The organism is Nostocoides sp., assembly GCF_037045025.1.
Lineage (GTDB): Bacteria > Actinomycetota > Actinomycetes > Actinomycetales > Dermatophilaceae > Nostocoides_A.
Genome location: NZ_JBAOHM010000013.1, coordinates 387,974 through 400,455, shown reverse-complemented (window position 1 = coordinate 400,455; position 12,482 = coordinate 387,974). Strand labels below are relative to the sequence as shown.

Sequence of the window (12,482 nt, the reverse complement as noted above, 5' to 3'; positions counted from 1 at the left end):
CACAGCCATGATCGCCGTGGATCGCTCCCGACTGGCTGCCCTTCTCAGGACCGAGCAGGAGAGGTATGCCGCGACCCACCCCCGCTCCCGCGAACTCTATGCGGGAGCGAGCAATCTCTTAGGCCGCGTCCCGATGACCTGGATGAACATGTGGGCCGGCGGATTCCCCCTCCATCTGGACCACGCGCGCGGCGCCCGGATCACCGACGTCGATGGCCGCACCTATGTCGACTTCGCCCTGGGCGACACCGGAGCCATGGCCGGCCACTCCCCCGAGCCGACGATCAAGGCGGTCACCCGTCGGTTTGCCGATCTCGGCGGGGCGACGACCATGCTCCCCACCGACGACGCGCAGTGGGTGGGCGAGGAGCTGACCGCCCGATTCGGTATGCCGCTGTGGAGCTTCACGCTCTCGGCCACCGACGCCAACCGCTGGGCGATCCGGCTGGCCCGGCTGGCGACCGGACGCGGCAAGGTCCTCGTCTTCGGCTACTGCTATCACGGCAGCGTGGACGAGACCTTTGCCCTCGCCAATCCGATCCACGGAGGAACCGAGTCTCGGCCCGGAAATGTCGCTCCCCCGGTGCCGTTGGACCTGACCACGCGGGCGGCGAGGTGGAATGACCTGGCGTCGGTCGAGGCCGCCCTCCGGCACGGGGACATCGCCGCCATCCTGACCGAGCCGGCGTTGACCAACATCGGCATCGTCCTCCCGGAGCCTGGCTTCCTCGACGGTCTGCGCGAGCTGGCCAGTCGGTATGGCGCATTGCTGATGATCGACGAGACGCACACGTTTTCCGCAGGGTGGGGCGGCGCCACAACGGAGTGGGGGCTGCGCCCGGACATCGTCGTCATCGGCAAGTCGATCGGCGGTGGGATTGCTTGCGGTGCCTATGGGTTGAGTGAGGCCGTAGCGAACGCCGTTACGCGGCATACGGAATCAGGTGTGGCCGATATCGTCGACGTGGGCGGCGTCGGCGGGACGTTGGCGGGGAACGCGTTGTCACTCGCGGCGATGCGCGCCACCCTCGGCGAGGTGCTGACCAAGGACGCGTTCGCCCACATGATCGCCCTGGCGTCGGCCTTCACTGCGGGTGCGCAAGCGGCGATCGATGAGCACGAATTGCCTTGGAGCATTGCGCAATTGGGCGCTCGCGCCGAGTATCGCTTCACCGCCCCGGCCCCGCGCAGCGGCGAGGAGTCGGCTGCCGCGGCCGACGAGGAGTTGGACGCTTACCTGCACCTGGCGATGTGCAGTCGCGGCATCCTGATGACGCCATTCCACAACATGGCGCTGATGTGCCCGGCGACGTCCGCGGCCGATGTGGCACGGCATACCGAAGCCTTCCGTGAGGCCGTCGCTGCCCTGCGTGCCTAGGGGTCTGTCTGCTTATGGTCGGGGTCCCCGCGAAGTCGCGCCGCCCCACCAGGGGAGCTAGCCTGCCGCCGTGGGCTGGCTTCACCGGTGGTGGCAGACCGAGATCGTGCACGGCGCGAAGGGGCCGCTCCTCCTGGCGCTCATCGCCTTCGTCGTTACCTTCGTGACGACCCGGACCGTCACTCGGCTGATCCGGGCCGGACGGGGCCCCTTCCACAACGTCAGCAGTGGCGGCGTGCACCTGCACCACTCGACCCCGGGTATCGTCTTGCTCGTGACGGGGGCCTTTTGCGCCGTGGGCGCCGACGGGCGGTTGCCGGTCAACTACATCGGAGCGGCGCTGGTCGGGATCGGGGCCTCGCTAGTGCTCGACGAGTTCGCGATGATCTTCCACCTCCAAGATGTCTACTGGTCCCAAGAGGGGCAGCTGTCGGTCTATGTCGTCACGCTGTGCGCAGCCTGTCTCGGGCTGGCCATCGTCGGGATCTCCCCCGACGCAGCGCCCTGGGATCCGGCTGTGGCGACGTCTGCGCGTGGCCGTGTGACGCTCGTGCTGGGTGCTCATTTGGGCTTCGTGGCGGTGACGGCGCTCAAGGGCAAGTACCCGACGGCCCTGCTCGGCATCTTCCTCAGCCCGCTGGCCTGGGCCGGTGCAGTCCGCCTGGCGCGGCCGCGTTCACCGTGGGCGCGACGCTTCTATTCGAGCGCCAAGATCGCGCGGGCCGCAGCCCGCGAGACCAAGTTCGACGAGCGGTGGGGCCCGCTGCACCTGTGGTGGGCCGACTTCATCGGCGGTCGCCCGTCGCAGCCGGACCCTAGCCCCTCGTCCGCGGCGGCGCAGAGGCCGTGACGAGTCGCGCGAAGACCCGAGCCCGCCTCGGGAGGAGCCGGTCGGCACGTGCCGATCAGTTGCCGTGGCGGGCTCGGATCTCCACGAGTTCGACCGCGTGCGCGTCGAGGGCACGATCCTCGTCCGTGACCGGAACCCACGGGGTGACCGGCACGGCCTTGCGATCCGCGTCGATGGTCACAAAGACAGTGCGGCAGTAGGTCGTCAGCTCCAGCTCACCGGTCGCGGGGTCGCCGGATCGGACGTGGACGCCGATGTGCATCGAGGTTCGCCCCGTATGCAGCAGCCGCGCCTCGACCTCGACGAGATGCCCGATCCGCAGCGGGCGGTAGAAGCGGACCCCGCCGGTGAAGATCGCGACATTGTGGGCGTCCGACGTCCACGAGGTGGCCAGCACATGGGCGGCCTCGTCGATCCAGCGCATCACGATCCCCCCGTGGACCTTGCCGCCCCAGTTCACGTCGGTCGGGGCGGCGAGGAAGCGCATGGTGATCCGCGGGGCGGTCCCCGCCTCGCTGAAGACCGTGCTCTTCATCGCCTCCTCGACATCGCGGCGCACCTCCGCGCGCTGGTTGGCCCAATCCGCCAACAACCTGGCCGCCTCGCCGTTGGGCCGCAGGCTCGCAACCGGTTGGGAGCGGCCAGAGCCGTCGACCGAGACGAAGACCATGAGGCAATGCGTCGCTGCCGCGAGATCACCGCTCGACGGCGGCCCGCTGAACGCCTCGACCATGATGTCCATCGAGGAGCGGCCGGTGCGCACCACCCGCGCGGTCACCTCAACGAGATCACCCACTTCAACCGGGCGGCTGAAGCGCACATTGCCGACGTATGCGGTCACGGAGTAGGTGCCGCTCCAGCGCGCCGCAGCGGCATACCCGGCCTTGTCGATCCACTCCAAAACCCTTCCCGCGGAGACCGATCCAGACTGACCGGCGTCGGTCGGGGCAGCGAGGAAGCGTAGGGTGATCGCCTCGTGGATACCGGCACCGGGAACGCTCGTCATCCGCTCATCCTTGCACCGGGAGCGTCAGGTCAGTGCGGGACGACCCCGGCCGCCTCGCGCAGCCGATCCACCTGCTCCGGGGTTCCGAACACGATCAAGGTAGCGCCGGGGTCGAGCCGGAGGTCGGGCCGGGGGGTGGGAATGAACTCACCCTTGCGCGGCTTGCGCACCGCGAGCAGCGTTGCGCCACTCACCTCTGAGACGTCGACCTGGCCGACGGTCCATCCGACCAGTGGGGAATGGGTCGGCAACCGGACGCCCTCAATGCGGTGTTCGAGGTCATCGTCGTGCATGACCTCATCGAGGAACTCGGCAACATCGGCATACAGGGCAAAACTGGCCATCCGGCGGCCGCCGATGAGTTGGGGATTGACCGCGCGAGTCGCGCCCGCGAGAACGAGTTTCGTCTTGCTGTCGATGGTCCGGGCCCGGCTGATGATCACCAGGTCCGGTCGCAGAGCACGCGCAGACAAGGTCGCGTAGGTTGTCGCCGCGTCGGTGTCCAGGGCGCAGATCAGCGCCCGAGCCCGCTCGATGCCCGCCGCCCGCAGCACCTCATCGTCCGACGCATCTCCGACGAGAAACGGCACGACGGCATCCTCGAGATGCACCATGTCGCTGTCGATGACGACGACCTGGTGGCCCAGGTCGAGCAGGTTCTCGATCGCGGCCTTCCCGACCCGGCCATGACCGCAGATGATGATGTGGTCCGTGAACTCGGCGATCGACTGGTCCATCTTGCGCCTCCACAAGTATTCGCGCAGGTGTCCTTCGGTGACCGCCTCGACGAGGACTCCGAGGTTGTAGAGCACCGTTCCCACGCCGAGCACGATCAATAGGATCGTGAAGACCTCGACCGGAGCAGTGCGCTCGTAGAGCTCCGAATAGCCCACGGTCGCAACGGTGAACACGGTTTGGTACAGCGCCTCGACGAAGTTGAGGCCCGCGATCAGCATGTAGCCGACCGTCCCAAAGACGGTGACGCCGAGCAGTCCGATCACCGCGATCACGAGCCGCCGAAGGGCATCCGCTCCCTCCGGGACCCCGGAGAGCAGCATGCGGCGCCGATAGCTCTCTGACGGCCGTGTCACGGGCGCATCCTCCCACGCGGTGACCAGCGTCGACAGGGCCCCCGAGCATGGCGGCGCCGGCTGCGGGTCAGACGACGGTCAGCGGGAGGAGCTGCGTGCCGGTCGGGCCGATCTGGATGTGGGTGCCGAGCTGCGGGCAGACGCCACAGTCGAAGCAGGGGGTCCAACGGCAGTCGTCCTGTTCGTGCTCGGACAGGGCGTCCTGCCAGTCGGACCACAGCCAGTCCTTGTCCAGGCCGGAGTCGATGTGATCCCACGGGAGGACTTCGGCCTGACCACGCTCGCGCGTGGTGTACCAGTCCAGATCGACCCCGAACTGCGGCAACACGTCCGCGCAGGCGGCGACCCAGGCGTCATACGAGAAGTACTCGCGCCAGCCGTCGAAGCGGCCGCCGTCGCGCCAGACCTTCTCGATGACACCACCGACGCGGCGGTCGCCGCGGCTGAGGAGGCCCTCGATGATCCCGGGCTGCCCGTCGTGATAGCGGAACCCGATGCTGCTCGCGAAGCGGCGGTCGGCGCGGATCGCCTCGCGCAGCTTCGCGAGGCGCGCGTCGGTCTCCTCGGCGCCGAGTTGGGCGGCCCACTGGAAGGGCGTATGCGGCTTCGGCACAAACCCGCCGATGCTCACCGTGCAGCGAATGTCCTTGCGCCCACTGGCCTTCCGACCGGTCTCGATCACCTTCTTGGCGAGGTCGGCGATCTGGAGGACGTCCTCGTCGGTCTCGGTGGGCAGGCCGCACATGAAATAGAGCTTGACCTGCCGCCACCCGGCTCCGTATGCCGCGGCCACGGTGTCGATGAGATCCTGCTCGGTGACCATCTTGTTGATCACCCGGCGCATCCGCTCGCTGCCCCCCTCGGGCGCGAAGGTCAGGCCGGAGCGGCGGCCGTTGCGGGTCAGCTCATTGGCGAGATCGATATTGAAGGCGTCCACCCGCGTGCTCGGGAGGGACAGGCCGACTTGTTGTGCGGCATACCGATCCGCGAGGCCCTTGGTGAGCGGCGCGATCTCGGAGTGATCGGCGGAGCTCAGGGAGAGCAGACCCACCTCCTCGAATCCCGTTGCGGCCAAACCGCGTTCGACCATCTCGCCGATGCCGGTGATCGACCGTTCGCGGACCGGTCGGGTGATCATCCCGGCCTGGCAGAAGCGGCAGCCGCGGGTGCAGCCGCGGAAGATCTCCACGCTCATCCGCTCGTGGACCGCCTCGGCGGTGGGGACCAGCGGCGCTTTGGGATAGGGCCACGCGTCGAGGTCCATGACGGTGTGCTTGGTGACCCGCCAGGGGGCGGCCTGATCGTTCGGGGCGACCCGTTGGATGCGGCCGTCGGGCAGGTAGGTGACGGCATAGAACGAAGGGACATAGACCGAGCCGGTCTCGGCGAGACGGCGCAGCAGCTCCAGGCGGCCACCCGGACGTCCCGTGGCCTTCCACTCGGCGATCTCGTCGGTGATCATCACGACCGCCTGCTCGCCGTCGCCGACGACGGCCGCGTCGACGAAGTCGGCGATCGGCTCGGGGTTGAAGGCGGCGTGCCCGCCGACCAGCACGATCGGGTCGTCCTCGCCGCGATCGGTGGCGTGCACCGGGATCCGGGCCAGGTCGAGAGCGTTGAGGAAGTTGGTGTAGCCGAGCTCGGTGGAGAAGGAGATGCCGAAGACGTCGAAGTCACCGATCGCGCGATGGCCGTCGACGGTGAACTGCGGCATGCCGGCCGCGCGCAGTTGCTCCTCCAGGTCCGGCCACACGGCATACGTCCGCTCGGCGAGCGCGTCGTCCCGCTCGTTGATCACCTCGTAGAGGATCATCACGCCCTGGTTGGGTAGCCCGATCTCGTAGGCGTCGGGATACATCAGCGCCCACCGGACGGTCAGCTCCTCTCCCTGCGGCCCCCGACCGGCGCAGTCCCAGTCCTTGACGGTGGAGTTGAGTTCGCCGCCGACATACTGGATCGGTTTGCGCACCCGCTCCAGCAGCGGCTCGAGGTCGGCGAACAGGGACTCTCCGGGCATCGGCCAAGGATAGTTGCCGCAGCCGAAATCACCGAAAGCGTTATGTCCCGGGCCATGCCGGACAGTTGGGGGTATGGAGCCGACCGCCGAGGAGCGTTTCCGCACGCTCTATGCGGCGACCTACGCCGACGTGCTCGCCTTCGCGAGGCGGCGCGTCGGCGATCACGACGGGCACGATATCGCCGCGGAGGTCTATGCCGTTGCCTGGCGCCGGCTGCGGGACATCCCGGCCGACGACCCCCGGCCATGGCTCTTCGGTGTGGCCCGCAACATCCTGCGCGGCGATGCCCGCGGCCGACGACGCCGCCGGAATTCCTCGCCGGACAACGGCAGGGTGGCTGGATTTGGGCACTCGTGAGGAGCGACCTCGGCGTGACCGGGCGGTGTGTCCTGGCCGAGTCGAGCCTGACCGATCCGCACGGACCGATGGCGGTGCGATCGATCGATCTGGCCACCGATTGGCGGCTGCCGATCGGCCCCCGGCAGGCAGTAGCCTCTTCGCGATGACCGATTCGCCCCTGCCCCGCACGCCCGGCTCAGCCGTCGCTGCCATCGTCGAGCTGGATGGGGTCGTCAGCGCCGATGTGCGCGCGGTGACGGTCACAACCGCAACCGGGCGGCGACTGCCCGCCATGCTGCTGGGGCAGCGCTTGTTCGCTTGGCTTGTCGACGGCACCCGCGCCGAGTTGGATGGCCCGGTGACCTTGAGCGTTACGCGGGCCGACGGTGCTCGGACGACGCACGCCCGCCCATATCTGTTTGCTCCGAAGTCGACGTCGGGGACTTATCCGCCGGGTTTCGATCCGCACGTGCTGACCGGCGCGGCCGCGGAAAACAGCCGGGCAGCCTGCACGACCCGGTTCGCCACGAGCCGGGAGGAGCCCCCGATCCCCGCCCGCCCCGGCGATCGCCGTCGAGAAGCGCGCCGAGCTCATCTTCGTCCTCGTGGGCGAGGTCGACCGGGCCGGGTTCTGCGTCTTCTCGGACGCGGCGCTGCTCGATGACCGAGCCGCCGCCGCCTGGGGGCCCCTCGGGACGGTCCCGCGGGACGATGAGGCCGTCGCCGCGGACGACATCGGCGAGGTCTCCGGTGGCGTGTATGGCGACGACACGACCGGTGCTGGCAAGACCACCTGGCAGGTCCGAGCGGTCGAGGGCTTCGCCGACGCCGACGCTCGTGCGGTGGCGGTCCGCACCTCCGACGGCCGTCACCCCGCCCTGATGGTCGGCCACAAGTTCATCGCCTGGTGGCCGGCCGACCCCGGCGTCGATCCAGGAATGAACACTTATGAACTCCTCCTCGCGGATGGGCGCACGAGGCTCGTCCGCCGGTAGCGGCAGACAGCACCTCGGTGTCTCGGCGCGCTCCGCGAACTATCCGGTGCCCAAGGCGTTGACACGAGGCGGCGGGGAGGGAGTTGGATGGTCCCAGCACATTTCCACAGTCAGTGTCCGAGCACGATTCGCGGAGGACCACTCATGGAACACAGCTGGGCCGTCGTCGACGGCAACGAAGCGGCGGCACGCGTCGCCCACGCAGTCAGCGAAGTCATCGCGATCTATCCGATCACCCCGGCATCCCCGATGGGCGAATTCGCCGATGCCTGGTCGGCCATCGGGCGCCGCAACATTTGGGGCGCCGTCCCGGAGGTGATCGAGATGCAATCCGAGGGCGGCGCCGCCGGCGCGCTGCACGGCGCCGTCACCAAGGGCGCCCTCGGCTGCACGTTCACGGCCTCCCAAGGTCTGTTGTTGATGCTGCCGAACATGTACAAGATCGCCGGCGAACTCACCCCCACCGTGCTGCACGTCGCGGCCCGCACTCTGGCCACACACGCGTTGAGCATTTTCGGCGATCACCAGGACGTCATGAGTGCGCGGATGACCGGCTGGGCGATGTTGTGCTCGGCCAGCGTGCAGGAGGCTCAGGACTTCGCGCTGGTCGCGCACGCGGCCACACTGCGATCCCGGGTCCCCTTCCTGCACTTCTTCGACGGCTTCCGCACCAGCCACGAGGTCAACAAGATCGCGACGCTCAGCGACGCCGACATCCGCGCCCTGATCCGGGAAGACGACGTGCTCGCCCACCGGGCCCGGGGCCTGACCCCGGATGCGCCCTCGCTGCGCGGGTCGGCCCAAAACCCCGACGTGTTCTTCCAGGCGCGCGAGGCGTGCAATCCGTTCTACGACGCCGTCCCAGGGATCGTCGCCGACGTCATGCGCGAGGTCGAGCAGCTCACCGGACGCGCCTATGACGTGGTCGCCTATCAGGGAGCGGAGGACGCCGAGCGGGTCGTGATCATGATGGGCTCGGGCGTCGGCGCGATGCAGCAGACCGTCGCGCAGCAGGTCGGCGAGGGTGAGAAGGTCGGCGTGTTGACCGTGCGGCTCTACCGCCCCTTCCCCGCCCGCGAGCTGATCGCCGCCCTTCCCGGACGGTCACCGCGATCGCGGTCCTCGATCGCACCAAGGAGCCCGGCGCTCCGGCCGAGCCGCTGCACCTGGACGTGATGACCGCGGTCATGGAGCACGGCCCGGCCCGGTTCGGCGGCCAGGTGCGGGTGATCGGCGGCCGCTATGGGCTCTCCAGCAAGGAGTTCACCCCGGCGATGGCCAAAGGCGTGCTGGATGAACTGGCCAAGGACGCGCCCCGGCCCCGGTTCACGGTCGGCATCACCGACGACGTCACCCACCTCTCGCTCGACTACGACCCTGCCTACATGGTGCCCACGCAGGCGCTCACCGCGGTGTTCTATGGCTTGGGCGCCGACGGCACCGTGGGCGCGAACAAGTCCTCGGTCAAAATCATCGGCGATGAAGGACGCTACGCCCAGGGCTACTTCGTCTACGACTCCAAGAAGTCCGGCGCGATCACCGTCTCGCACCTGCGCTTCGGCGACGACCCGATCACGTCCAGCTATCTCGTCCAACAGGCCGACTTCACGGCCGTCCACCAATTCCACATCCTGACCCAGATGCGGGTACTGGACGCTGCCAAGCCCGGCTCCACCCTCCTGCTCAACGCGCCCTATCCGCCCGACCGGGTCTGGGAGCACCTGCCTCGGGAGGTCCAGCAGGAGATCATCGACAAGCAACTGCGCACCTTCGTCATCGATGCGGCCGCGGTCGCCCGGGACGCCGGCCTGGGCAACCGGATCAACACCGTGATGCAGCCGTGCTTCTTCTATCTCTCCGGCGTGGTGCCCCAGGCCGAAGCGGTCGACAAGATCAAGAAGTCGGTCGAGAGCAGCTATGGCAAGCGTGGCCGGGTGGTGGTCGAACGCAACTTCACGGCCATCGATGCCGCCGTAGCCCAGTTGGCCGAACTACCGGTGCCTGCCCAGGCCGACGGCGCGGCGCACCGGATGCCGCCGCTGCCAAAGACGGCTCCCGACTTCGTCGCCCGGGTGACGGCCACGATGATGCGCGGCGAAGGCGAGCTGCTGCCGGTCAGCGCGCTGCCCGTCGACGGCACCTTCCCCACCGGCACGACCACGTGGGAGAAACGCGAGATCGCCGCGGAGATCCCGATCTGGGACGAGAGCATCTGCATCGACTGCGGCAAATGCGCGATCACCTGCCCGCACGCGGCGATCCGGATCAAGGTCTTCCCCGAATCCGACCTGGCCGGGGCGCCCGACGGGTTCAAACACAAGAACTACAACGACCGCCGGCTCAAGGGCCACCGGCTGACCGTGCAAGTGGCACCCGACGACTGCACCGGATGCGGCATCTGCGTCGACGTCTGCCCGGCTCGCAGCAAGGAGGAGTTCAAGCACAAGTCGATCAACATGGAGCCGGTCCAAGATCACCGTGACGTCGAGCGAGAGCGCTTCGGCTTCTTCCTCGGCATACCCGAGGTGCCCAGGGACGCGGTCCGGCACGACCAGGTCAAGGGCGTTGCGCAGCTGCAGCCGCTGTTCGAGTTCTCCGGGGCGTGCTCCGGGTGCGGGGAAACCCCCTACATCAAGACGCTGACCGCGTTGTTCGGCGATCGGATGGTGATCGCCAACGCGACCGGCTGCTCGTCGATCTACGGCGGCAACCTGCCGACGACGCCGTACGCGGTCAACCCGGACGGGCGCGGGCCGGCCTGGTCGAACTCCCTGTTCGAGGACAACGCCGAGTTCGGGCTCGGGATGCGGCTGGCGTGGGAGGCGCAGAACGGCGAGGCGCGTCGCTATCTCACCGAGCTGCGCGACGAGATCGGCGGCGAGCTGGCCGACGCGCTGTTGACGGCGGACATGAGCACCGAAACCGGCATCGCCGAGCAGCGCGCCCGGGTCGAACAGTTGAAAGGTGTCCTGCGCGGGCTGGCAGAGGCTGACGCCCGGGTCAACCAGCTCACCGTCCTCGCGGACGAACTCGTGGACAAGAGCATCTGGATCATCGGCGGCGATGGCTGGGCCTACGACATCGGCTACGGCGGCCTTGACCACGTGTTGGCTTCGGGCCGCAATGTCAACATCCTGGTCTTGGACACCGAGGCCTATTCCAACACCGGCGGTCAGGCGTCCAAGGCCACGCCACGCGGGGCATCGGCGAAGTTCGCGATGTCCGGTAAGGGCGGCCCCAAGAAGGATCTCGGCTTGCTCGCCCAGGCCTACGGCAACGTCTATGTCGGCCAGCTGGCGATCGGCGCCAACGAGCAGCAGGCCATTCGGGCGATGCTGGAAGCCCAGGCCTGGGACGGCCCGTCCATCCTGATCGCCTATTCGACGTGTATCGCCCACGGAATCGAGATGTCCACGTCGATGACCCATCAAAAGGCGGCGGTCTCCAGCGGCTACTGGCCGCTCTATCGGTATCGACCGAGCGAGGACGAACATGCCCACCCGCTCCACCTGGACAGCAAGGCCCCGACGACCAAGGTCAAGGACTTCATGATGGCCGAAACCCGCTTCTCGATGCTGACCCGTTCCCACCCCGATCGCGCGGCCCACCTGATGGCCATGGCCCAGGCCGACGCCGACGAACGCTGGCACTTCTACGAGCAGGCTGCCGGCGTCGAACGGTCGGTGGCGCATCCGCCGGCGCCCGATGAGAGCGATCCGGACGACCAGGGGTCGGCACCGTCCGGCGCCACGACCGGTGGGGAACGCTGATGAGCGCCGGCGGCGGTGAGGGCCCGGTGCTGGCCACCACCTACCTCGGGTTGCCGCTCACCGGGCCGGTCATCGCCTCGTCCAGCCCGCTGACCCGCGAGATCGAGACCCTCAAGGAGTTGGAGCGGGCCGGCGCCGCCGCGGTGGTGCTGCCCTCGATGTTCGAAGAAGAGGTGATCGCCGAGGAGATGGCCTTCCACGAGTCGGTCGAGCAGACCGCGGGATTCGATGCCGAGTTCACCGACATGATGCCCGAGATGACGTTGCCCGACCTCGGCTCGGAACGGCACCTGCGCCGTCTGGAGCAGGCCAAGCAGGCGTTGTCGGTGCCGGTCATCGCCAGCCTGAACGCCGTGCACACCGGGTCCTGGCAGCGCTATGCGCAGCTGTTCGTCGACGCCGGCGCCGACGCGCTGGAACTCAACCTGTATGCCGTGGCCGCCAACCCGGCAGAAAGCGCCGCCGACGTGGAAACTCGCTACCTCGACGTCATCGGCGAAGTCCGCGAGAACGTGTCGGTGCCGCTGGCGGTGAAACTGTCCCCATACTTCTCCTCGCTCGCTCACTTCGCGGGGCAAGTCGCCGCTGCCGGGGTCGACGGGCTGGTCGTCTTCAACCGCTTCTATGCCCCCGACATCGACCTGGAGTCGCTGCACGTCGAGCCCAGCGCAACCTTGTCATCGTCGGTGGCCCTGCGGCTGCCGCTGCGCTGGCTGGCGATCTTGCGGGGGCAACTGCCGCAGGTGTCCCTGGCGGCGACGTCGGGTGTGCACGGGCCGGATGACGTCATCAAGGCCATCCTGGTCGGCGCGAATGTCGCCTGCACCGCCTCGGCGGTGCTGCAGGACGGGCCCCAGGCAATCACCGCGATGCTGGCCGGCGTCCGCAGCTGGCTGGCCGAGCGAGACTACACCGGCGTCGACCAGGCCCGGGGATCGCTGTCGGCGGTCAACGTCGAGGACCCCTCGGCGTTCGAGCGCAGCCAGTACATTGAGGTGCTCACCTCATTCGGCACCCAGACCGCGATGCCCTAAC

General features: G+C 68.4%; 10 protein-coding genes. 7 read left to right on the top strand and 3 right to left on the bottom strand.

Features of this window, described 5'->3' with window-relative positions:
* Window positions 1-7: 7 nt before the first annotated feature.
* Both V9G19_RS17715 and V9G19_RS17710 read left to right on the top strand, forming a co-directional pair.
* Window positions 8-1,378, top strand: coding sequence for a transaminase (locus V9G19_RS17715; protein ID WP_462286740.1), 1,371 nt, complete (start codon window positions 8-10; stop codon window positions 1,376-1,378).
* 70 nt (window positions 1,379-1,448) lie between these two features.
* The gene (locus tag V9G19_RS17710) at window positions 1,449-2,228 is read left to right on the top strand and encodes a hypothetical protein (RefSeq protein WP_462286739.1); all 780 of its coding nucleotides are present in this window, start codon (window positions 1,449-1,451) and stop codon (window positions 2,226-2,228) included.
* 55 nt (window positions 2,229-2,283) lie between these two features.
* Here V9G19_RS17710 and V9G19_RS17705 read toward each other — a convergent pair whose 3' ends face one another.
* The 3 genes from V9G19_RS17705 to V9G19_RS17695 all read right to left on the bottom strand — a co-directional run bounded on the left by V9G19_RS17705 (window position 2,284) and on the right by V9G19_RS17695 (window position 6,342).
* Window positions 2,284-3,234, bottom strand: coding sequence for an acyl-CoA thioesterase (locus V9G19_RS17705; RefSeq protein WP_462286738.1), 951 nt, complete (start codon window positions 3,232-3,234; stop codon window positions 2,284-2,286).
* A 29-nt stretch (window positions 3,235-3,263) separates the two neighbouring features.
* Window positions 3,264-4,325, bottom strand: coding sequence for a potassium channel family protein (locus V9G19_RS17700; RefSeq protein WP_462286737.1), 1,062 nt, complete (start codon window positions 4,323-4,325; stop codon window positions 3,264-3,266).
* Between the two features lie 67 nt (window positions 4,326-4,392).
* Window positions 4,393-6,342, bottom strand: coding sequence for a TIGR03960 family B12-binding radical SAM protein (locus V9G19_RS17695; RefSeq protein WP_462286736.1), 1,950 nt, complete (start codon window positions 6,340-6,342; stop codon window positions 4,393-4,395).
* A 73-nt stretch (window positions 6,343-6,415) separates the two neighbouring features.
* On the opposite strand from V9G19_RS17695, the gene V9G19_RS17690 reads away from it, so the two are divergent.
* From V9G19_RS17690 to V9G19_RS17670, 5 genes are all read left to right on the top strand, one after another.
* Window positions 6,416-6,700 carry an RNA polymerase sigma factor gene (locus V9G19_RS17690; protein WP_462286735.1) on the top strand — a complete coding sequence of 95 codons (285 nt, stop codon included), beginning with the start codon at window positions 6,416-6,418 and terminating at the stop codon, window positions 6,698-6,700.
* 587 nt (window positions 6,701-7,287) lie between these two features.
* The gene (locus V9G19_RS17685; protein ID WP_462286734.1) at window positions 7,288-7,677 is read left to right on the top strand and encodes a hypothetical protein; all 390 of its coding nucleotides are present in this window, start codon (window positions 7,288-7,290) and stop codon (window positions 7,675-7,677) included.
* Window positions 7,678-7,821: 144 nt separating this feature from the next.
* Window positions 7,822-8,853, top strand: coding sequence for a hypothetical protein (locus V9G19_RS17680; protein ID WP_462286733.1), 1,032 nt, complete (start codon window positions 7,822-7,824; stop codon window positions 8,851-8,853).
* Window positions 8,790-11,447, top strand: coding sequence for a pyruvate:ferredoxin (flavodoxin) oxidoreductase (gene nifJ / locus V9G19_RS17675; RefSeq protein ID WP_462286914.1), 2,658 nt, complete (start codon window positions 8,790-8,792; stop codon window positions 11,445-11,447). The genes V9G19_RS17680 and nifJ overlap by 64 nt, the downstream gene beginning before the upstream one ends.
* Window positions 11,447-12,481 (top strand): dihydroorotate dehydrogenase-like protein, encoded by a 1,035-nt coding sequence (locus V9G19_RS17670; protein WP_462286732.1) that lies wholly within the window; start codon window positions 11,447-11,449, stop codon window positions 12,479-12,481. The genes nifJ and V9G19_RS17670 overlap by 1 nt, the downstream gene beginning before the upstream one ends.
* Window position 12,482: the final 1 nt, after the last annotated feature.